The sequence below is a fragment of the Pseudomonas versuta genome, assembly GCF_001294575.1.
GTDB lineage: Bacteria > Pseudomonadota > Gammaproteobacteria > Pseudomonadales > Pseudomonadaceae > Aquipseudomonas > Aquipseudomonas versuta.
Genome location: NZ_CP012676.1, coordinates 4,991,217 through 5,012,939 on the forward strand (window position 1 = coordinate 4,991,217; position 21,723 = coordinate 5,012,939).

The following is a 21,723-nucleotide window of genomic DNA, read 5'->3' on the forward strand; positions in this document are numbered from 1 at the left end:
GTCTAGGCCAAGTAATGGTGACTAGGCCAGCCGGTTAAGGCGGGGCAACTGCAGGAGTCGCCGGTCGACGCTCCTGCAGAGGTGGGGCATCAGCCCGGGGATCAATCTTCGGCTGGGGTGGCTACAGGTTGCTCGCTGAGTATGTCGGCCAGACGCACAAAGGCCGCAAGGTCGAGTTGCTCCGGACGCAAGCTGCCATCAACCCCTGCCGCTTCAATCTCGGCGTTGCTGAGCAAGGCTTTGAGGGTGTTGCGCAGTGTTTTGCGGCGCTGGTTGAAAGCCTCCCGAACTACGCGCTCAAGCAGGCGATGGTCTTTGGCCGGGTGAGGCAACACTTCGTGCGGCACCAGACGGACAATCGCCGAGTCAACTTTAGGCGGTGGGTTGAACGCACCAGGTCCTACGTTGAACAGGTGTTCCACGCGACAGTGATACTGAACCATGATTGACAGGCGACCCCAATCGCCGCCGCCCGGGCCTGCGGCCATGCGCTCTACCACTTCTTTTTGCAGCATGAAGTGCATGTCGCGGATCAGGCTGGCATTTTTCAACAGGTGAAAAATCAGCGGGGTAGAGATGTTGTACGGCAGGTTACCGACCACTCGAAGGGTGCGCGGTGCAGCGCCAAGGCTGTTGAAGTCGAACTTCAGCGCATCGCCCTGATGCAGGGTGAAGTTGCTCATGCCGGCGAACTGCTGCTTGAGAATCGGGATCAGGTCTTTGTCGAGCTCCACGACATCAAGCTGGCCGCCGCTGTCGAGAATGCCTTTGGTCAATGCACCCTGGCCCGGGCCGATTTCCAGCAGGCGATCAGTGGGCTTGGCGTTGATGGCGCGCAAGATGCGGTCAATGACGCCCGCATCGTGCAGGAAGTTCTGGCCAAAACGCTTGCGCGCCTTGTGTTGGTATTGCTCGTTCATATACGGGTCTCGGCCATCTGATAGGCGGTTTCCAGGGCGACTTGCAGGCTGCCGGTATCGATCTTGCCGCTGCCTGCCAGATCCAGGGCGGTGCCGTGGTCGACAGAGGTGCGGACAATCGGCAAGCCAAGGGTGATGTTGACTGCAGCACCAAACCCTTTGTATTTCAGTACGGGCAGGCCCTGGTCGTGGTACATCGCCAGCACTGCATCGCAGTGCTCCAGATATTTGGGGGTAAACAGAGTGTCGGCAGGCAGCGGGCCATGCAGGTCCATGCCTTCGCTGCGCAGGCGCTCCAGAGTTGGTTCAATGATGTCGATTTCTTCATGGCCCAAGTGCCCGCCTTCGCCGGCGTGGGGGTTAAGTCCGCAAACCAGGATACGGGGTTGGGGGATGCCGAATTTTTGTTGCAGGTCGGCGTGCAGAATGCGGGTAACCCGCATCAGGCGCTCAGGGGTAATGGCGTCGCTCACCTGACGCAGAGGCAGGTGAGTGGTGACCAAGGCTACGCGCAGGCCGCGCGTGGCGAGCATCATCACTACCTGGTCGGTATGAGTCAGGTCCGCGAGAAACTCGGTGTGACCGGAGAACGGAATCCCGGCCTCATTGATGATCCCCTTGTGCACGGGCGCAGTAATCATGCCTGCGAAGTGGCCATCGACACAGCCAAGGGCTGCACGGGTCAGGGTTTGCAGCACAAACGCTGCGTTGGCTTTGTCCAGTGTGCCGGCAATAACCTGCGCATTCAGCGGGGTATCCCACACATACAGACTGCCCGCAGGGGCGGGTTGATCGGGCCAGTTGTCCGGGCTTACCGGTAGCAGGCTGACAGCCACGCCCAATAGCACGGCCCGCTCAAGGAGCAGGTCGTGGCTGGTAATGGCAATCAGGGGGTGTGGCTGGCGTTGAGAGGCGAGAAGCAGGCACAGGTCTGGACCTATGCCTGCCGGTTCGCCGGGTGTCAGTGCAAAACGCTTTGTTTTCACTGCTCAGCCTGATTTGCGCTCTCTGGCGAGGTGGCGCCAGGAAGCTTGATCTCAACATAGGCTTCGTCACGGATCTGACGCAGCCAGGTTTGCAGTTCTTCATCGTACTTGCGGTTACGCAATGCGTTCATCGCCTGCTGTTCGCGAGCCTGGGTAGTGCTGTCTGTGGCGCGGCGGCCTAGGACTTCCAGAACATGCCAGCCGTACTGGGTCTTGAACGGTTTGGACAATACGCCTTGTGGGGTATCGGCCATGGCTTCGCGGAACTCGGGTACCAGTGAGTCCGGATTGACCCAGTTCAGGTCGCCGCCGTTAAGGGCCGAGCCCGGGTCCTCAGAGTAAGTTTTGGCCAGGGTTGCAAAGTCTTCGCCCGACTTGATGCGGTCGTAGATTTTGTTGATCAACTCTTTGGTCTGGGCTTCGCTGCGGATCTCGCTCGGTTTGATCAGGATATGGCGAACGTGCACTTCGTCCACCACCACGGTTTCGCCACCGCGCTTGCCATTGAGCTTGAGAATGATAAAGCCGCCCGGTGTACGCACCGGAGGCGTCACCTCACCCACTGGCATTTCACTGAGCATGCGGTCGAAAGGTGGTGGCAATTGAGCAGCTTTACGCCAGCCCATGTCGCCACCTTCCAGTGCTGTATCGCTGCCGGAGCGGGCGATGGCCATCTGACCGAAGTCAGCGCCTTTCTTGAGCTGGTTGTAGACCTCTTCAGCCTGTTTGGCGGCTGCCTGGATGGCTTCCGAATTCGCGCTTTCAGGCGTTGGAATCAGAATGTTGGCCAGGTTGAACTCTTCGGACATTTGCATTGCGCCCATAGGCGAAGCGAGGAAGTTTTTCACTTCCTGCTCTGTCACCTGAATGCGCTCAGCGACACGACGTTGACGCACACGGCTGATGATCATCTCGCGACGAACCTGCTCGCGGGCATCCTCATAGGACAGGCCGTCATGGGCCAAAGCCTGACGGAACTGATCAATAGTCATGTTATTGCGCTGGGCAATGGTGCCAATGGCCTGGTTCAGCTCTTCATCCGTGATCCGGATGCCTGAGCGTTCGCCGATCTGCAATTGCAGGTTTTCGACGATCAGACGCTCAAGTACTTGCTGATCCAGAACGCTGGCAGGCGGCACGCCCTGGCCGCGCTTGGCAATGGTCTGCTGAACCTCGTGGACACGCTGGTCCAGTTGGCTCTGCATGATCACGTCGTTGTCGACAATGGCCACGACCTGGTCAAGGGGCTGTACTGCAGCGTGTGCTGCAGTACCCAGGAACAACGCGCCCAGTACTAACGGGCGCAGACAATCAGAAAGCTTGATCTTCACGTTCACGATAACCTTGGATGCCTTTGTCGAGGAAGCTCTCTACTTTGGTGCCGACTACGCCACCGAGACCTTTCAGCACAACTTGGAGGAAGAGACCATGATCGCCCTTCTCGTTTTGAGGGGCTTCTTGGGTGTACTCGTCGTTGGATACCCAGTAACGGCTGATCAGACGAAGCTTCCAGCAGCAGTTGTCGTATTCGAAGCCACCGAAGGCTTCCAGGGTACGGTTGCGGTTGTAGTCGTACTGCCAGCGGCTGATGGCGTTCCACTGCGGCACGATCGGCCAGATAACCGAGAAGTCGTGCTGCTGGATCTTGTAGTAGTCCTTGATGTAACCAGGATCTTTCGGTGTCAGGTAATCACCGCCCATTTGCCACTTGCCGGTGTACTGGTTGTAAATCACCTGGTCGTTGCGATAGCGATAGCCCAGGTTGACCACCTTGTTAGGGTTGTCTTCAGGCTGGTAATGCATCATCGCACTGCCCGAACGTGGGCTGCGGGTTTCCGGATCCCAGTTGTAATCGGCTGTCGCGCGCCAGTCGCGGTTGAAGCGATAGGCGTATTCCAGTGCATATGGCGAGACGCTGGCAGTTGAATCCTTGCGATCGTCGGAAATGCCCGGCAATTGAACCTTGCGATCCTGGAAGTAATAAGCCTGGCCAATGCTGACACGCTGGCGTTCAAAGCCATTGTCTTCGATCCAGCGGCTGGTCAGACCCAGCGACAGCTTGTTCTCGTCGCCCACGCGGTCAGAACCGGTGAACCGGTTATCACGCCACAGCGAGGAGTAGCTGAATGTGCTCTCGCTTGTATCGAAAACAGGAATGTCTTCCTGATTGCGCTCAGGGACATACAGGTAGAACGCACGCGGTTCGAGGGTCTGGCGGTAGTTGGTGCCGAACCAGTTGGTATTGCGGTCGAAATACAGGCCGCTGTCGACGCTGGCAATAGGGACGCTGCGGTTTTGCGAGCTCTTGAAATCCTCACCGGCGAGCAAAGTACTCTTGCCCTTGCTATCCAGATCAAGATCGTACTGGGTGTACATGTACTTCAGGGTTGGAGTCACAAAGCCATAGCTTGAAGTCATCGGCAGACTCATGCTTGGTGCCAGATTCAGACGTGTACCATTAGCTCGGGCCAAGCCTTGAACGTTGTTGTCGAGTCGTGGGTCAGTAGTGCCATCTTCGTTGGTGTAGTTACCGCTTTCCAGGCTGCGCTCAAACCGCACCAGTTCGGTGTCGTAATTGAAGTTCAGACCACCCGGATGAGTTGGCAGTACACCGTTGAGGGTTAGCTGCGGCAACTTGTTGTAAGGCGTGACCTGAGTAACAGTGGCCAGTTGATAGGCCTGTGCATTCAACCGGGCAGTGTAACTGTCGCCCCGATAGCTGACGGCAGCTTGCTGGTTCAGGTAATCGCGGTTTTCGACACCGATCTGATCAGTTTGCAGATCCTGGAAGTAGTACGGATCGCTGATCTTGGTGTAATCGACTTCGGTCATTACACGCGAATCCAGACCGCCCTTGTGCTGCCAGTTAAGCATGTAGCGCTTGTCGGAATAGTCGGTTTGACCATTGCGCTTGGTGTCGTCGTCGTTGAGGTAAGCGGCGCCGAACTGTCCCTCGCTGGACTCGGTCAGGTAGCGGAACTCGCCTTCCATCAACAGACCGCGCTTGGTCATGTAGCGCGGATACAACGTGGCATCGTAGTTCGGTGCCAGGTTGAAGTAGTACGGGGTCACGAGCGTAAAGCCGGTGTCGGTGCTGCTGCTGAAGGACGGCGGCAGGAAGCCGGACTGACGGCGATCGTCGATCGGGAAATAGATGTACGGGGTGTAGAAGATCGGGATGTCTTTGACCCGCAACGTCACGTTGGTCGCCGTACCGAAGCCGGTGGCCGGGTTCAGCGTGATGTTGTTGCCCTTGAGCTGCCAGGCGTTGCTGTTCGGCTCGCAGGTGGTGTACGTACCATCCTTGAGGCGGATGATGGCGTCTTCGGCACGCTTGGCATACAGCGCACTGCCGCGAATGCGCGACTTGTGCAGGACGTATTCGGCGTTGTCGACCTTGGCTGCGCCAGTGTCCAGCTGAACATCGGCGTGATCGCCGACAATCAGGGCACCGTTGTCACGCAGACGGACGTTGCCATTGAGCTCACCACGGCTTTCAGCCTGATACAGGCTGGCCTCGTCGGCCTCGACCTGCATGCTGCCCTGACGCATGACGACATCGCCAGCCAGTGTCGCGACCTGCTCTTCCTGCTGATAGCGGGAAGCCTTTGCGCCGACAAAGGTCGGTGCATCGCTTTTACTGGTGGTGTCGTTCATGCCCGGACGGATGGGCTCGACGTAGGAACCCGAGCAATACGGTCCGGTTTCGGCCAGCTGAGCCGGCGTCAGCTTGTCCCGGGGTACCCAGTCCAGATGGCTGTAGTCGTCGCTGCGCGCTTTTAGCCCACGGCCCTTGGCTTCAGTGACCAGCGGGGTAGGCGCGACTTGCTCGCTGGCCTCACCGCTGGCATCTGCCAATACGCCCTGGTGCGCCGGACGCGGCGGCAATTGCGCGGCGTTGGTTTTTGGCGCGCAATCCCAGCCACCCGTAGCCGACACGGAACAGTCATACTGCTCCTCGGCAACAGCGAACGGCATGGCTAGAGGTTGCATGGCCAGCAAACTGCCGGTTACCAGCAACGGAAATTTTTTACGAAACGCGGGGGATTTCAATGCCATCTTATTAGTCCGGGCTTCCTGCGTGCCATCAGCCCGCGGTGGGGGACCGCAACGCCTATCGATGGTCTGGAAAAGATGCTGGATAATAAAGCATGACCCGCTTGACGGCTAGCACCGTCGGAGACCCTTGTAATGCCTGACCAAGATGTACGCTTGCAACACCTGAAAGTTTGGCTGGATCAGCAGTTGGTAACCTTGTACGAGGACGAGGGCTGGGGTGTCGTACCCCCGGCCACGTTGACTTCAGCCAGTAGCGACGCGAGCTTCAGACGCTATTTTCGCTGGGAAGGTGAGGGTCGCACTTTTGTCGTGATGGACGCGCCGCCCCCTCAGGAAAACTGTAAGCCATTCGTCGATATCGCTGATTTGCTGCGCACCAGCCAGATAAACGTGCCGAAAATTTATGCTCAGGACCTGGAGCGCGGTTTTCTTTTGCTTAACGATCTGGGCAATAAAACCTATCTCGACGTGATTAACAGCAGCAACGCCGACGAATTGTTCAAAGACGCCATAGAAGCCTTGCTGGCCTTTCAGCAATTGCCGATGAAAGCGCCTTTGCCCAGCTATGACGTGGCGTTGCTGCGCCGCGAGCTTGAGTTGTTTCCCGAGTGGTACGTGCGCCGTCATTTGGGGGTGGAGCTCAATGAGCAGCAATTGGCAGCCTGGCAGCGGGTCAGCACACTGCTGATCGACAGTGCCTTGCAGCAGCCTCAGGTTCTGGTCCACCGCGACTTTATGCCGCGCAACCTGATGCTCAGTATCCCCAATCCCGGGGTCCTGGATTTTCAGGACGCGGTCTACGGCCCGGTCACCTACGACATTACCTGCCTGTTCAAGGACGCCTTTCTCAGCTGGCCGGAAGAGCGTGTGCACACCTGGCTGCGGGACTACTGGGAACTGGCCTTGCCTCTGGGCATCCCGGTGGGCCCGGATTTTGAAGCGTTCCTGCGTGCCAGTGACCTGATGGGCGTGCAACGACATCTGAAGGTGATCGGTATTTTTGCCCGCATCTGCCATCGTGACGGCAAGCCACGTTATCTGGCAGACGTGCCTCGTTTCTTCTCTTATATAGAAGCGGTGTTGGCGCGGCGTCCTGAACTGGCGGAGCTGGGCGAGTTGTTCCACAGCCTGGGCCAGCGTGTCGAGGCTCAACTATGAAGGCGATGATTCTGGCTGCGGGCAAAGGCGAGCGCTTGCGCCCACTGACCTTGCACACTCCCAAGCCGTTGATCCGTGCCGGCGGCGTGCCTTTGATCGAGTACCACCTGCGGGCACTGGCAGCCGCGGGCTTTACCGAGATCGTGATCAACCACGCCTGGCTGGGACAGCAAATAGAAGACCATCTGGGCGATGGTTCACGCTTTGGCGTGACAATCCAGTACTCCGCTGAAGGCGAACCGCTGGAGACCGGTGGCGGTATTTTTAAAGCCTTGCCGTTACTGGGCGATAACCCCTTTGCGGTGGTCAATGGTGATATCTGGACCGACTACGACTTTGCCGGTTTGCGTCAGCCTCTGAGAGGCCTGGCGCATCTGGTTCTGGTGGATAACCCGGCCCATCATCCGGGCGGTGACTTTTACCAGCAAGGTGCTCAGGTTCTCGATGCGGTGCCGGGCGTGGATGCCTTGACCTACAGCGGCATCGCGGTGCTCAGCCCCGCGTTGTTCAAGGGGGCCGCGCCTTGCGCGTTCAAACTCGCACCGTTACTGCGCACAGCCATGGCCGACGGGCAAGTGACGGGTGAGCGTTTGCAGGGGCATTGGGTAGATGTTGGAACTCATGAACGTTTGGCTGAGGTTGAATCGTTGATCAAGGGCAAGCACTAAAATGTTGTGGCCAGGGACTCTTGTCGGAGCCGGTGCGGGCTTTTTCATCGCCAGCATTCCGGGGGCCATGCTCGGGGCTTTATTGGGGCAGGCGCTGGACCGGCGTCTGCAGTTGCACAGTTGGGCGCAGTTGCGTGAGCGCCTGGGCGGTCGTCCGGCGTTGCGCAACGATGAACTGTTGTTTGTGCTGCTCGGACGCCTGGCCAAAAGCGGCGGCCGGGTTGTGGACAAACACATAGAACAGGCGCGTCTTGAAATGCGTCAGCTCGATATGTCCGGCCCGGCGCAGCAGCGAGCCATTGCCGCGTTCAATCGAGGCAAATCGCAAAATGACTCCCTGCGCGGCTATCTACGACGCCTGAAAACCCAGCCCCATGCAGCAGAAGGTGTGCTGCGTGCCGGCTGGCGGATGATTTTGGCTGATGGTCGTATCGATCCCAAAGAACGTGAACTGATTGTGTCGTGGGGCCTCTGGCTGGGCTGGACGGCGCAGCAGGTACTGGCGTTGGGGCCGGACCAGAATCTGCACAAAAAGCCGCTGGCAACCCGTGGTGGCACGTATCAGCAATCATTGGCCCTGCTTGGCGTAACGGCCAGTTCTGATCCGGAGCAGATCAAACGTGCCTACCGGCGCCTGCTCAGTCGCCATCACCCGGACAAGGTTGCCGGCACCGGCGCCAGTCCGGCTCAGGTGCGAGAAGCCACGGAAAAAACCCGGGAACTGCACCACGCCTACGCCATGATTCGTGAGCAGCGCGGTTTTCGTTAACGCTGTGGCGATTATTTGCGGGCAGGCTGCGGGCTGAGCCAGCCGCGTACCCTGCGGAACAATTGCTCCTGCTCGGCGTCGTCGTTGCCCGGGATGGCATTCAAGGCCACTTGACTGAAATTCGAACGGCTTGCCCGCTTGCTGGCTTGCAGTCGTTGCAAGGCAGCCTTGCGCGCCAGTGGCCGGTCTTTGTAGAAAATATCCAGAAGCGCTACCGAGAGGGTCGGCGCCAATTGGCTCAAGTCAGGTTCAACCCCGGCCGGGGTCCGGGCGGCGACCATGATCAGCTTGGGAAGCTGGGCCGGCTGCTTTTCGCTCACATAGCGCGCGGCCCAATAGGCACCTGTACCGTGACCGAGTAACACCAGGCTGCGCATGTTTTGCTGTTGGGCAAAGGCAACGGCGGCGTCAATACGGGCGAAAATCCGCTCGGCATCCGCTTTGCTTATGGCCTCAAACGTATCGCCCGGTGGCGATTCCACTGCGTTTTCGGAACCGGCGCTGGCTGCCTGTTCAATGGGTTTGGCTGTGGTACTGGCCTCTTTACTGCTAGTGTTCGGCTCCACAGGGGCAGGAGAGGTCTGTGCTTGGGCCATGCGCGGCTGACTGGCCAGGCTTTGCATGTCCGGCAAACTCAGGCTCAGGCTGGCCCAGTTGGCATCCGGCAGCTTGTTGCGCAAGGGGCCCACCGTCAGCGGCCAGTCTGCGCTTTCGCCCGCTCCCGGTACGATAATCACCGCACCGTCGGGGTCGTTGCTGTTGGCCGGTTTCCAGAGCGCGAGAAAACTGTCTTCCCCTGCTTGTAGTTGTTGCTGCTCGTTTTTCGGTAGCTGGCGCTCAAGAGCCGTTTCGTCTTCCATGCTGCGTTCGGGCAACTGTGGACGTATTTCAGGCTGAGTTAGTACAGGCTCTGTCGCTGGCTGCGGTTCAGCCGCCAGCACCGGCAGGGCGACCGGCAGGATCAACGACAGATACAGCGCCACATGTGCCGGGCGCAAAGAAGACATAGATTATTCCAGGCCAGAAGTAATCCCGGCAGCCTAATGGGTTGATCAGCATTTGTCAGGGTATGAGTGTTCCGATGAAGCGTTTTTGCTATCTGTTGATTATCGGCTGGTTATCGTTGCCCTTGATGCTCAATGCAGCCTCCATACCTGCCGCCCTGTTGAACCCGGACCAGCAGCAATGGCTGGCTCAGCACAAGGAGTTGCGCGTCGGACTGGTCTTGCAGGCGCCCTATGCCAAATTCGATCAGCGTTTGCAGCGACTGTCCGGGGCCAATGTCGAACTGATGAAATGGCTGGCGCAAAGCCTGAACGTTGAGTTGGTCTGGCGTAACTATGCCGATCTGGCGCAACTGGAACAGGCCGCCCGTGGGGGCGAGATCGACCTGGCGCCGGGGCTGACGCAAACCCCCGCGGGCTTGCGGCTGTGGCTTTTTTCAGACCCTTACATGCGGGTTCCGCACTTGTTGGTGGGCGAGCGCAACGCAGGCGGATCAGTCGACCTTGAACGCGTAGACAGCCAGACCCGGGTCGCGGTGCGAATGCCAAGTGCCGCTGCCGATTATCTGCGCAGCAGCTATCCCGGACTCAACCTGCAGGGCGTGCCGCTCGAGCGTCAGGCCTTGCAGTTGCTATTGAGTCAGCAAGCGACCTACGCGGTGATTGATGAGGCGCAACTCGCCCGGCTGTCGGTCGAGCCCGAGTTCGCCGGCCTGGCAGTGGTCGGTGATATCGGGTTGCCGCAGTTGTTGCGGGTGGCGACCCGGCGTGACTGGCCGATGCTGGCCGGCATCGTGGAGCGCGGGCTGCATGCCATTCCTGCGCGGGACATGGAGCAACTGCACAGCCACTGGCTGCAGCCCAAGTACCCGAAAATCGGGCCGTCCCCCGGCTTCTGGCAAAACCTGTGTTTGCTGATCGGTGTGCTATTGCTGGCCTGTATGGCAATCATGTTTTGGCAGCGTCGCCAGCAGACGGCCCTGGAGCGTTCGTTGCTGGCTGCCCGCGAAGACCTTGCCCTGCGTACCGCCAGCGCCGAAGCATTACGCTTGACCCAATTCTCAATCGATCAAAGCCCGATGGGCATTTTGTGGGTTAACTGGGACAGTCATGTGCGCTATGCCAATCAGGCGGCCGAAGACATGCTCGGGTATCCGCCGGGGGCTGTGCTGGAGCGTCCGCTGAGAGATTTTGAACCGGGCCTGGATATGGATCGCTGGCTGACTTTATGGCGCCGCGCCCGTGCCAGCGAAGAGGCCGTGCAACGGATTGAAACCCACTGTATCCGCGCCGATGGTAGCGAGTTTCCGGCCGATGTGACCTTGAGTTTCCTGCGCTTCAAAGATGCCGAATACCTGGTGGTCTACCTCAATGACATCACCGATCGCCGGCGGGTGCAGGCTGCCTTGCAGGAAAGCGATGCGCGTTTGCAAGGTATTGCCGCCAACGTCCCGGGGCTGGTCTTTCGCCTGGAGCGCTCGCTGCTGACCGGCGAGCTGGACTTCCCCTACATCAGCGAAGGCAGCGAGAGTCTGGCGGGTTATTCCCCTGCCACTTTGCGTCAGCGTGAAGTGGGGTTGCGCAGCCTCGTGCATCCGGATGACAAAGCCGATTACCACCGGGTTCAGGACCTGGCGCTGGACAGCGACAGTGACTGGTCGTGGCAGGGCCGCATTCTGACCCGTCAGGGCCTGCAACGCTGGGCCGAGATCAAGGCCATCACCCGCCGTCTTGAAGATGGCACCGTGGTTTGGGACGGCATCGTCTGGGACATTAGCGAGAGCAAGCGTATTGAACTGGAACTGGACAGCTCGCGCGGCCAGCTGCGTGAATTGTCGGTCCACCTTGAAAGTGTGCGCGAAGAGGAAAAGGCCCACATTGCCCGTGAGGTTCACGATGAATTGGGGCAGATGCTGACGGTTCTCAAGCTGGAGACTTCAATGTGCGAGCTGGCGTATGCCGAGCTTGATCCGGGGTTGCGCGAACGACTTAACAGCATGAAAAAGCTGATCGCGCAGTTGTTCCAGCTGGTACGTGATGTGGCGACGGCACTGCGCCCGCCAATTCTGGATGCCGGTATCAGTTCCGCCATCGAATGGCAGGCCCGGCGTTTTGAAGCCCGAACGCAAATCCCGTGTCTGGTGCAGGTGCCCGAATATTTACCGCCACTGAGTGCCGCCAGGGAAGTCGGGCTGTTCAGGATCATGCAGGAAGCCCTGACCAACGTGATGCGCCATGCCAATGCCCAGACGGTTGAGTTGACCTTGAGCCTGGAGGGCAACGACTTGTGCCTGAGCATCAGCGATGATGGCCAAGGTTTTGTGCCCGATAAGGGCAGGCCGACTTCATTCGGTCTGGTCGGTATGCGCGAGCGAGTCTTGATGCTGGGCGGTACCCTGACGTTGCACAGTGTGCCGGGTGAGGGGACGATGTTGAGTGTGCGGGTGCCATTGCCCCTTGAGTGACCTTTGAATAAGGAAGTGTCCGTGATTCGAGTACTGGTAGCTGAAGACCACACCATTGTGCGCGAGGGCATCAAGCAATTGATTGGCCTGGCCAAGGATCTGCTGGTGGTGGGCGAGGCAAGTAATGGCGAGCAGTTACTGGAAACCTTGCGCCATGTGCAGTGTGAAGTGGTGCTGCTGGATATCTCCATGCCCGGGGTTAACGGTCTTGAGGCCATCCCGCGGATTCGCGCACTGAACAATCCGCCCGCCATTCTTGTGCTGTCCATGCATGACGAGGCGCAAATGGCAGCCCGCGCCTTGAAGTTTGGCGCCGCGGGCTATGCCACCAAGGACAGCGATCCGGCGTTGTTGCTGATGGCGATTCGCAAGGTCGCGGCGGGTGGGCGCTATATTGATCCGGACCTGGCCGACCGAATGGTGTTTGAGGTCGGATTGACAGATGAAAGGCCCTTGCACGCGTTGTTGTCCGAGCGTGAGTTTTCTGTTTTCGAGCGTCTGGCCCAGGGCGTGAATGTCAACGAAATTGCCCAGCAACTGGCCCTGAGCAGCAAAACCATCAGCACTCACAAAGCGCGCCTGATGCAAAAGCTTCATATCACTTCATTGGCGGAGCTGGTGAAATACGCCATGGAGCACAAGTTGCTCTAAATGTAACTTGACGGGTCGCGGTACTGCCGATCGCAGCCTGCGGCAGCGACTACATATTTAGCGCATGCCTGATTACGACACTTTCATGACGTGTCTTTGCCCGGTTACTGGGCCCGCCCCAATCAACCATCCAAATCGCGACAACGCTGTAGGGCTTTCCCTACAAAAAGCCTTCCAGCCTCCTGATGTGAATCTCTCCTGCGCCCCGATTTCTGTGGTCTGGCGGCTTGTTTAGTCTTGGGCTACGGCAGTCCAAAACAAAAGGTGTGGCTATGAGTCAGGTCGGTGCAAGCGCTGGGGCGAGTGAGATATTGGTCAGCTTCCGTGGTGTGCAAAAGAGCTACGACGGCGAGAACCTGATCGTCAAAGATCTCAATCTGGACATTCGCAAAGGCGAATTCCTGACCTTGCTCGGGCCGTCCGGTTCGGGCAAAACCACCAGCCTGATGATGCTGGCCGGTTTCGAAACACCTACCGCCGGTGAGATTCTCCTGGCCGGGCGCGCGATCAATAACGTGCCACCGCACAAACGCGACATCGGCATGGTGTTCCAGAACTACGCCCTGTTCCCGCACATGACCGTGGCGGAAAACCTGGGTTTTCCGTTGTCGGTGCGTGGCCTTAACCGCACTGACATCAGCGAGCGGGTCAAGCGGGTGCTGAGCATGGTGCAGCTGGAGGCCTTCGCCCAGCGCTATCCGGCCCAGCTGTCCGGTGGCCAGCAACAGCGGGTCGCGCTGGCGCGGGCGCTGGTGTTCGAACCGCAGTTGGTGCTGATGGACGAGCCGCTGGGGGCTCTGGACAAGCAACTGCGCGAGCACATGCAGATGGAGATCAAGCATCTGCACCAGCGCTTGGGCGTAACAGTGGTGTATGTCACCCACGACCAGGGCGAAGCCTTGACCATGTCTGATCGGGTCGCGGTATTTCATCAAGGTGAAATCCAGCAAATTGCGCCACCGCGTACGCTCTACGAAGAGCCGAAAAACACCTTCGTCGCCAACTTCATCGGTGAAAACAACCGCCTTAACGGCCGCTTGCACAGTCAGGACGGCGAGCACTGCGTGGTCGAGTTGAGCCGGGGTGAGAAAGTCCGGGCATTGGCGGTGAATGTGGGACGAACCGGTGATCCGGTGACCCTGTCGATACGACCTGAGCGTATCTGCCTCAATGGTTCCAGCGAGGCATGCGCGAACCGTTTCTCGGGGCGGGTCGAAGAGTTTATCTACCTGGGCGACCACGTCCGGGTGCGTCTGGAAGTGTGCGGCAAGAACGATTTCTTTGTGAAACAGCCGATTGCCGAGCTGGACCCCTCCCTGGCCGTCGGTGACGTCGTGCCGCTGGGTTGGCAGGTCGAACATGTACGTGCGCTGGACCCTCTCTTAGAGGCGAATTAATCGCCCCGGCTTCACCAACCCTGCACTGTGGAGAATAAAAATGCATACATCCCTTAAGTTCACGGCCTTGAGTCTGGGCCTGATGTTCGCGGCCAATGCTCTGGCCGCGACCGATCTGACCGTGGTGTCGTTTGGCGGCGCGAACAAGGCGGCTCAGGTCAAAGCTTTTTACGGCCCCTGGGAAGCCAAAGGCGACGGCAAAATCATCGCCGGTGAATACAACGGTGAAATGGCCAAGATCAAGGCCATGGTCGATACCAAAAGCATTTCCTGGGATCTGGTAGAGGTCGAATCGCCGGAGCTGTCCCGCGGTTGTGATGAAGACATGTTTGAACCGCTGGACCCGGCTCTGTTCGGTAATCCTGAGCAGTACGTCAAAGGGGCCATTCAGACCTGCGGTGCCGGCTTCTTTGTGTGGTCGACCGTGCTGGCGTACAACGCCGACAAATTGAAAACTGCGCCCACCAGCTGGGCAGACTTCTGGGACACCAAGACCTTCCCCGGCAAGCGCGGCCTGCGCAAGGGCGCAAAATACACCCTGGAATTTGCCTTGATGGCCGATGGTGTGGCACCCAAGGATGTGTACAAGGTGCTGGCGAGCAAGGACGGTCAGAACCGTGCCTTCAAAAAGCTTGATGAACTCAAGCCGAGCATCCAGTGGTGGGAAGCGGGCGCACAGCCGCCCCAGTACCTGGCTTCTGGCGATGTAGTCATGAGCTCGGCTTACAACGGCCGGATCGCAGCCGTGCAGAAAGAAAGCAATCTGAAGATTGTGTGGAACGGCGGGATTTACGACTTTGACGCGTGGGCCATTCCCAAAGGCTTGAGCAAGGACAAGGCAGAAGTGGCGAAGAAATTCATCGCCTTCACCCTGCAGCCGCAACAGCAAAGCCTGTATTCGCAGAATATCGCTTACGGTCCTGCCAACAAGGAGGCCATGCCACTGTTGCCTGCAGCCGTGCAGGCAGACATGCCGACCGCTCCGCAAAACATCGCCAACCAGGTGCAGATCGACGTCAGCTTCTGGGCTGACAACGGCGAGCAGCTGGAGCAGCGCTTCAACGCTTGGGCTGCCAAGTAAGCAGCGCTGATATGCGGCGCACCTGTTCAGGTGCGCCGCCATCGTTTAAAGATTTTCGGAGTTCGCCATGGCCATCGCCGTTCCCCTGAACGAGGTCTCCAGCCCCACGTTGAAGAAGCGCCTGGCGCATGCCGAGCGGATTAACCGCTGGAAGGCGCAGGCGCTGATTGCACCGTTGGTTATTTTCTTGCTGCTGGTGTTCCTGGTGCCGATCGCGGCCCTGCTCTACAAAAGTGTCGGCAACCCTGAGGTGGTTGGTGGCTTGCCGCGCACGGTCGTTGCCGTGGCCGGCTGGGATGGCAAGGGTTTGCCCGCAGAGCCGGTATACAAGTCTCTTAGCGAAGACCTGGCCGAGGCCCGCAAGAATCAGGTACTGGGTGATTTGTCCAAACGCCTGAACATGGAGTTGGCCGGTTACCGCAGTTTGCTGATGAAAACGGCCAAGGGGCTGCCGTTCAAGGCGGTGCCCGAGTCGTATAAGGATGCGATGGAAGCCCTGGACGAACGTTGGGGCGACCCTGCGTACTGGCAGGCAATCAAGCGCAACACGTCCAGCGTAACCCCGTTTTATCTGCTGGCGGCGGTGGATCACCGGATTGATGATCTGGGCGAAATCGCCCCCGCCACCCCTGATCAATCGATCTATCTGGATATTTTCGCCCGTACGTTCTGGATGGGGCTGGTGATTACCTGCATCTGTCTGGTGCTGGCCTATCCACTGGCGTACTTGCTGGCCAACCTGCCCGCTCGTCAAAGTAACTTGCTGATGATTCTGGTGCTGCTGCCGTTCTGGACCTCGGTGCTGGTGCGGGTAGCAGCCTGGATTGTGCTGCTGCAGTCGGGCGGGCTGATCAATAGCGCGCTGATCAGCATGGGGTTGATCGACAAGCCGCTGGAGTTGGTGTTCAACCGCACCGGTGTGTACATCTCGATGGTGCACATTCTGTTGCCGTTCATGATCTTGCCGATCTACAGCGTGATGAAAGGTATTTCACCGACCTATATGCGTGCGGCGATCTCACTGGGCTGTCATCCATTTGCGAGCTTCTGGCGGGTGTATTTCCCGCAAACCTATGCCGGAGTGGGCGCGGGCTGCTTGCTGGTCTTCATCATTGCCATTGGTTACTACATCACCCCGGCGTTGCTCGGCAGCCCGAATGATCAAATGGTCAGCTACTTTGTGGCGTTCTACACCAACACCAGTATCAACTGGGGCATGGCGACGGCTCTGGGCGGTTTGTTGTTGCTGGCGACCGTGGTGCTTTATCTGATTTACAACTGGCTGGTGGGCGCTAGTCGCCTGCGTTTGAGTTAAGGAGACCGCCATGCTTAGCCCTTATATGTCACCTGTTGAGCGGGTCTGGTATTACAGTTTGCGCATTCTCTGCGGGCTGATCCTGTTGTTTCTGATTTTGCCGGTGCTGGTGATCATTCCATTGTCGTTCAACTCGGGCAGCTTTCTGGTGTATCCATTGCAGGGCTTTTCGCTGCACTGGTATCAGGACTTTTTTGCTTCGGCGGAATGGATGCGTGCCTTGCGCAACAGCGTAATCGTGGCGCCGGCGGCCACCGTGCTGGCAATGGTCTTTGGCACGCTGGCGGCCATTGGCCTGACCCGCAGCGACTTTCCCGGCAAGGCTTTGGTCATGGCGCTGGTGATATCACCGATGGTGGTACCGGTGGTGATTGTCGGTGTTGCCAGCTACCTGTTCTTTGCCCCGCTGGGGTTCGGCAACAGCTTCCTGTCCCTGATCGTGGTGCATGCCGTGCTGGGTGTGCCCTTCGTGATCATCACGGTGTCGGCCACCTTGCAGGGGTTCAACCAGAACCTGGTGCGTGCGGCGGCCAGCCTGGGTGCTTCGCCTCTGACGGCCTTTCGTCGTGTGACCTTGCCGCTGATTGCGCCGGGAGTCATTTCGGGTGCGCTGTTCGCCTTTGCAACCTCGTTCGATGAGGTCGTGGTCACCCTGTTCCTGGCGGGCCCGGAGCAGGCAACGTTGCCGCGGCAGATGTTCAGCGGTATTCGCGAGAATCTCAGCCCCACCATTGCGGCGGCGGCCACCTTGTTGATTGCGTTCTCGGTGGTATTGCTGCTGACGCTCGAGTGGTTGCGCGGGCGCAGCGAGAAACTGCGCACGGCCCAGGCCTAGCGCCTAGATCCAGCAGGCATCCCATAGGGGGTAGTCTCCGATTCGCGTGGCAAGCCCTGCGCGGATCGGGTTTTTGACGATATAACGGGCAATATCTTTTACGACTTCTTCCTGTCGAACAGCACGATCGTGGTAGCCCTTTTGCCATATACGACCGCTGGATTGAGCTGCCTGATTTATAGCCACGCAACTGCGTGACTTGATCCGGCACATCAGCTCGCCCAGTGTTTTGCTGCGTAATTCGATTAGCCAATGACAATGATCTGGCATAACCACCCAGGCAATAGAGTGGACGATGCCTTCGTCGTGGGCGTCTTTGAGTTGGTTGACCAGCAGGCGCCCTAACTGAAAGTTTTCGAATACTGGGCGCCGATTGTCGGTGACTGTTGTGAGCAAGTAGATCCGGCCATGTTCTGAATAGCGACCTTTCAATAGTTGATTACTACTAAATGAGTGTGGCATTCCTTTGCCCTCATGATGGTGGGTGTTCTTTAACTTAGGCGGCAACTCAACAGGCAGTTGCTTGTTCATTCTCAAGATGTTTCTGGAAGGTCCTTCGGCCCTTTTTCGCAGCCTCCGGCAGCGACTACAGATCCACGATCGCGTGTGGCCCTGTAGTCGCTGCCGAAGGCTGCGATCGGGCGCGAAGCGGCCGTATGAGATGCGCCGTCACGCAGTCAATCATCGCCGCCCGGTGTGCGGGGCTCGGGTCGGCGGTATACAATGCGCGCCACCGTGTTTTGCTCACTAAAGGTGCGTTATGCAGCCCTTCGCTATTGCCCCATCGATTCTTTCCGCCGATTTCGCCCGTCTTGGCGAAGAAGTCGACAATGTGCTCGCCGCTGGCGCTGATATCGTGCACTTCGATGTCATGGACAATCATTACGTGCCCAACCTGACCATCGGCCCGATGGTTTGTGCAGCCTTGCGCAAGTACGGCATCACCGCTCCCATCGATGCTCATCTGATGGTCAGCCCGGTAGACCGGATCATTGGCGACTTTATCGAAGCCGGCGCGACCTACATCACCTTCCACCCCGAAGCCACCCAGCACGTTGATCGTTCCCTGCAACTGATCCGTGAAGGCGGCTGCAAGGCGGGCCTGGTGTTCAACCCGGCAACTCCGCTGGACGTGCTCAAGTACGTGATGGACAAGGTCGACATGGTCTTGCTGATGAGCGTCAACCCGGGCTTCGGCGGGCAGAAATTCATCCCCGGCACCCTCAATAAATTGCGCGAAGCCCGTGCCCTGATTGATGCCAGCGGGCGCGATATTCGCCTCGAAATCGACGGCGGCGTGAACGTAGGCAACATTCGTGAGATCGCTGAGGCAGGAGCCGACACGTTCGTCGCCGGTTCGGCGATTTTCAATACGCCTGACTACAAGGAAGTCATTCAGAAAATGCGCGCCGAGCTTGCGTTGGCGCGTCCATGAGTGGCTTTGAGCAGTTGCTCCGGGGGCAACTGCCAAAACTGGTGATGTTCGATCTGGACGGCACCCTGATCGACTCGGTGCCGGATCTGGCAGTCGCCGTGGAGACCATGCTGCTCAAACTGGGCCGCCCGCCCGCAGGTATTGAAAACGTGCGGATGTGGATTGGCAACGGCGCGCCAATGCTGGTGCGCCGGGCGCTTGCCGGCAACCTGGAGGCTTCGGGTGTCGATGATGCTCAAGCCGAGCAGGCGCTGGAAATTTTCATGGACGCCTACGATGGTGGCCATGAGCTGACCAGGGTTTACCCCGGCGTGCGCGAAAGCCTCAAGTGGCTGCAGAAGCAGGGCGTTGAAATGGCGCTGATTACCAACAAGCCCGAGCGCTTTGTGGCGCCTTTGCTGGACGAGTTGAAGCTGGGCCGGTTTTTCCGCTGGATCATTGGTGGAGACACCTTGCCGCAAAAAAAACCGGACCCGGCCGCGCTGTTATTCGTGATGAAAATGGCCAGTGTGACGCCAGCGCAGGCATTGTTTGTCGGTGATTCGCGCAATGACGTACTGGCTGCCAAAGCCGCAGGCGTGAAATGTGTTGCTCTAAGTTATGGTTACAACCACGGCCGGCCGATTGAAGAAGAATCACCCGATATGGTGATCGATAACCTGCATGAGCTGATAGCCGGTTGCTTAGATTCTGCGCCTGAGATAACGTTGGCCAATTCCGTTCACCCCTCTCGAAGAGATTCCATCGTGGTGGTCACTCGCAAACTCTGGATGAAAGTTATCAAGGCCCTGGCCCGTTGGCGTTGGCGCGCCTGACTTGAATCTGGCCGGAGATCCGGCACGTTTGCATACCTGACTGTTTGACCCTCAGACCACGAGGCACCTCATGATCCGCGAAGAATTCCTGCGTTTGGCCGCTGCCGGCTACAACCGTATCCCGCTTGCACGTGAAACCCTTGCCGACTTCGACACGCCGTTGTCGATCTACCTGAAACTGGCCGATCAGCCCAACTCCTATTTGCTGGAGTCGGTGCAGGGCGGCGAGAAGTGGGGGCGCTATTCGATCATCGGCTTGCCGTGCCGCACCGTACTGCGTGTGCATGAGCAACAGATCCGGGTGACCCACGATGGCGTCGAGATCGAGTCCCTTGAAGCGGACGACCCGCTGACCTTCGTTGAAGAGTTCAAGGCCCGTTACAACGTACCGACCATCGCCGGGCTGCCGCGTTTCAACGGCGGGCTGGTGGGCTATTTTGGTTATGACTGCGTGCGCTACGTGGAGAAGCGTTTGGGCAAGTGCCCGAACCCGGATCCGCTGGGCGTGCCCGATATTTTGCTGATGGTATCGGACGCTGTGGTGGTGTTCGACAACCTGGCCGGCAAGATGCACGCAATCGTGCTGGTCGACCCTGCGCAGCCTGATGCCTACGACGAAGGCCAGGCCCGTCTTGAGGCACTCCTTGAACAGTTGCGTCAGCCGATCGCACCGCGTCGCGGCCTGGACTTCACACAGCAGCAAGCAGCCGATCCGGTGTTCCGTTCCAGTTTCACCCAGGCTGACTACGAAAAAGCAGTCGATACCATCAAGGACTACATCCTTGCGGGCGACTGCATGCAAGTAGTGCCGTCGCAGCGGATGTCCATCGACTTCAAAGCTGCGCCGATTGATCTGTATCGCGCGCTGCGTTGCTTCAACCCGACGCCTTATATGTACTTCTTTAACTTTGGTGACTTCCACGTGGTGGGCAGTTCGCCGGAAGTCCTGGTGCGGGTCGAAGACAACTTGATTACCGTGCGCCCGATTGCCGGTACGCGTCCCCGTGGTGCAACTGAAGAGGCTGATCTGGCGCTGGAGAAAGACCTGCTCAGTGATGACAAGGAAATCGCCGAACACTTGATGCTGATTGATCTTGGTCGCAATGACACGGGCCGTGTTTCTGAAATCGGTTCGGTCAGGCTCACCGAAAAAATGGTCATCGAGCGTTACTCCAACGTGATGCACATTGTGTCCAACGTCACCGGCCAGCTCAAAAGCGGGCTGACGGCAATGGATGCGCTGCGGGCGATTCTTCCGGCGGGTACTTTGTCCGGCGCACCGAAAATTCGTGCGATGGAAATTATCGACGAGCTGGAGCCGGTCAAGCGCGGTGTATATGGCGGCGCAGTCGGTTACTTCGCCTGGAACGGCAATATGGACACGGCCATCGCGATTCGTACCGCGGTGATCAAGAACGGTGAGTTGCACGTGCAAGCCGGCGGCGGCATTGTCGCTGACTCGGTACCGGCCCTGGAGTGGGAAGAGACGCTGAACAAACGCCGCGCGATGTTTCGTGCCGTAGCGCTCGCTGAACAAACCCCCGCGTCCGACGCCTGAGGAGCTTTGCCATGTTGCTGATGATCGATAACTACGACTCTTTTACCTACAACGTTGTGCAGTACCTCGGCGAGCTGGGTGCCGAGGTCAAGGTGGTGCGCAATGATGAGCTGACCATCGCCCAGATCGAAGCGCTCAAGCCTGAACGCATTGTGGTCTCGCCCGGCCCGTGTACGCCGAACGAGGCGGGCATCTCGTTGCAAGCCATCAAATACTTTGCCGGCAAGCTGCCGATTCTGGGTGTATGCCTGGGGCACCAGTCCATCGGGCAGGCCTTCGGTGGTGATGTGGTTCGCGCCCGGCAAGTGATGCACGGTAAAACCAGTCCGGTGTATCACCTTGATACCGGGGTGTTCGAGGGATTGAACAACCCGCTGACCGTGACCCGTTACCACTCGCTGGTGGTCAAGCGTGAAACTTTGCCTGACTGCCTGGAGCTGACTGCGTGGACACAACACGCCGATGGTTCGGTAGATGAAATCATGGGTTTGCGCCACAAAACGCTGAACATCGAAGGGGTGCAATTTCACCCCGAATCGATCCTGACCGAACAAGGTCATGAACTGTTTGCCAACTTTCTTAAACAAACCGGCGGCACGCGCTAAGG

19 protein-coding genes are annotated in these 21,723 nt (G+C 58.5%); 13 read left to right on the plus strand and 6 right to left on the minus strand.

The features are described from left to right. Positions 1 to 101 precede the first annotated feature (101 nt). The 4 genes from rsmA to AOC04_RS22405 are packed head-to-tail and all read right to left on the minus strand — an operon-like array spanning position 102 to position 5,965. Entirely contained in the window at positions 102 to 920 is an 819-nt protein-coding gene (gene rsmA / locus AOC04_RS22390) for a 16S rRNA (adenine(1518)-N(6)/adenine(1519)-N(6))-dimethyltransferase RsmA (RefSeq protein WP_060696718.1), read from the minus strand. After that, positions 917 to 1,906, minus strand: coding sequence for a 4-hydroxythreonine-4-phosphate dehydrogenase PdxA (gene pdxA, locus AOC04_RS22395; protein ID WP_060696719.1), 990 nt, complete (start codon positions 1,904 to 1,906; stop codon positions 917 to 919). The genes rsmA and pdxA overlap by 4 nt, the downstream gene beginning before the upstream one ends. Next, positions 1,903 to 3,243: a peptidylprolyl isomerase SurA gene (surA, locus tag AOC04_RS22400; protein ID WP_073509789.1), complete on the minus strand. Its 1,341-nt coding sequence runs from the start codon at positions 3,241 to 3,243 to the stop codon at positions 1,903 to 1,905. Before surA ends, pdxA begins: the two co-directional genes overlap by 4 nt. Next, positions 3,218 to 5,965 (minus strand): LPS-assembly protein LptD, encoded by a 2,748-nt coding sequence (locus tag AOC04_RS22405; protein WP_060696721.1) that lies wholly within the window; start codon positions 5,963 to 5,965, stop codon positions 3,218 to 3,220. The genes surA and AOC04_RS22405 overlap by 26 nt, the downstream gene beginning before the upstream one ends. Positions 5,966 to 6,097: 132 nt before the next feature. Here AOC04_RS22405 and AOC04_RS22410 point away from each other — a divergent pair, with 132 nt between their 5' ends. Genes AOC04_RS22410 through AOC04_RS22420 form a run of 3 tightly spaced genes read left to right on the plus strand, consistent with a single transcriptional unit; the run spans position 6,098 to position 8,560 of the window. Next, positions 6,098 to 7,123, plus strand: coding sequence for an aminoglycoside phosphotransferase family protein (locus tag AOC04_RS22410; RefSeq protein WP_060696722.1), 1,026 nt, complete (start codon positions 6,098 to 6,100; stop codon positions 7,121 to 7,123). After that, positions 7,120 to 7,791 carry an N-acetylmuramate alpha-1-phosphate uridylyltransferase MurU gene (gene murU, locus AOC04_RS22415; RefSeq protein ID WP_060696723.1) on the plus strand — a complete coding sequence of 224 codons (672 nt, stop codon included), beginning with the start codon at positions 7,120 to 7,122 and terminating at the stop codon, positions 7,789 to 7,791. The genes AOC04_RS22410 and murU overlap by 4 nt, the downstream gene beginning before the upstream one ends. 1 nt (position 7,792) lies before the next feature. Then, complete coding sequence (locus AOC04_RS22420; protein WP_060696724.1) at positions 7,793 to 8,560, plus strand: DnaJ domain-containing protein; 768 nt, start codon at positions 7,793 to 7,795, stop codon at positions 8,558 to 8,560. Positions 8,561 to 8,571: 11 nt separating this feature from the next. On the opposite strand, the gene AOC04_RS22425 is transcribed toward AOC04_RS22420, so the two are convergent. Then, entirely contained in the window at positions 8,572 to 9,567 is a 996-nt protein-coding gene (locus AOC04_RS22425) for an alpha/beta hydrolase family protein (RefSeq protein WP_060696725.1), read from the minus strand. A gap of 74 nt (positions 9,568 to 9,641) precedes the next feature. On the opposite strand from AOC04_RS22425, the gene AOC04_RS22430 reads away from it, so the two are divergent. The 6 genes from AOC04_RS22430 (at position 9,642) to AOC04_RS22455 (ending at position 17,308) form a co-directional block, all read left to right on the plus strand. Further along, on the plus strand, positions 9,642 to 12,029 hold the full coding sequence (locus AOC04_RS22430; protein WP_060696726.1) for a PAS domain-containing sensor histidine kinase: 2,388 nt from the start codon (positions 9,642 to 9,644) through the stop codon (positions 12,027 to 12,029). Between the two features lie 21 nt (positions 12,030 to 12,050). Next, complete coding sequence (locus AOC04_RS22435) at positions 12,051 to 12,680, plus strand: response regulator (protein ID WP_060696727.1); 630 nt, start codon at positions 12,051 to 12,053, stop codon at positions 12,678 to 12,680. 272 nt (positions 12,681 to 12,952) lie between these two features. Beyond that, entirely contained in the window at positions 12,953 to 14,077 is a 1,125-nt protein-coding gene (locus AOC04_RS22440) for an ABC transporter ATP-binding protein (protein WP_060696728.1), read from the plus strand. Positions 14,078 to 14,117: 40 nt separating this feature from the next. Further along, complete coding sequence (locus tag AOC04_RS22445) at positions 14,118 to 15,158, plus strand: ABC transporter substrate-binding protein (protein ID WP_060696729.1); 1,041 nt, start codon at positions 14,118 to 14,120, stop codon at positions 15,156 to 15,158. Positions 15,159 to 15,225: 67 nt separating this feature from the next. Next, positions 15,226 to 16,473 carry an ABC transporter permease gene (locus AOC04_RS22450; protein ID WP_060696730.1) on the plus strand — a complete coding sequence of 416 codons (1,248 nt, stop codon included), beginning with the start codon at positions 15,226 to 15,228 and terminating at the stop codon, positions 16,471 to 16,473. A gap of 10 nt (positions 16,474 to 16,483) precedes the next feature. Then, positions 16,484 to 17,308, plus strand: coding sequence for an ABC transporter permease (locus AOC04_RS22455; RefSeq protein WP_060696731.1), 825 nt, complete (start codon positions 16,484 to 16,486; stop codon positions 17,306 to 17,308). A gap of 3 nt (positions 17,309 to 17,311) precedes the next feature. Here the strand turns inward: AOC04_RS22455 and AOC04_RS22460 are convergent, their stop codons facing one another. Further along, a complete protein-coding gene (locus AOC04_RS22460) occupies positions 17,312 to 17,770 on the minus strand; it encodes an REP-associated tyrosine transposase (protein WP_060697010.1) in 459 nt (152 codons plus the stop codon). Between the two features lie 298 nt (positions 17,771 to 18,068). On the opposite strand from AOC04_RS22460, the gene rpe reads away from it, so the two are divergent. The 4 genes from rpe to AOC04_RS22480 all read left to right on the plus strand — a co-directional run bounded on the left by rpe (position 18,069) and on the right by AOC04_RS22480 (position 21,721). Then, the gene (gene rpe / locus AOC04_RS22465) at positions 18,069 to 18,743 is read left to right on the plus strand and encodes a ribulose-phosphate 3-epimerase (protein WP_060696732.1); all 675 of its coding nucleotides are present in this window, start codon (positions 18,069 to 18,071) and stop codon (positions 18,741 to 18,743) included. Then, the gene (locus AOC04_RS22470; protein ID WP_060696733.1) at positions 18,740 to 19,558 is read left to right on the plus strand and encodes a phosphoglycolate phosphatase; all 819 of its coding nucleotides are present in this window, start codon (positions 18,740 to 18,742) and stop codon (positions 19,556 to 19,558) included. The genes rpe and AOC04_RS22470 overlap by 4 nt, the downstream gene beginning before the upstream one ends. Positions 19,559 to 19,628: 70 nt before the next feature. Further along, positions 19,629 to 21,116, plus strand: coding sequence for an anthranilate synthase component I (gene trpE / locus AOC04_RS22475; RefSeq protein WP_060696734.1), 1,488 nt, complete (start codon positions 19,629 to 19,631; stop codon positions 21,114 to 21,116). 11 nt (positions 21,117 to 21,127) lie between these two features. Further along, entirely contained in the window at positions 21,128 to 21,721 is a 594-nt protein-coding gene (locus tag AOC04_RS22480; protein WP_060696735.1) for an aminodeoxychorismate/anthranilate synthase component II, read from the plus strand. Positions 21,722 to 21,723: the final 2 nt, after the last annotated feature.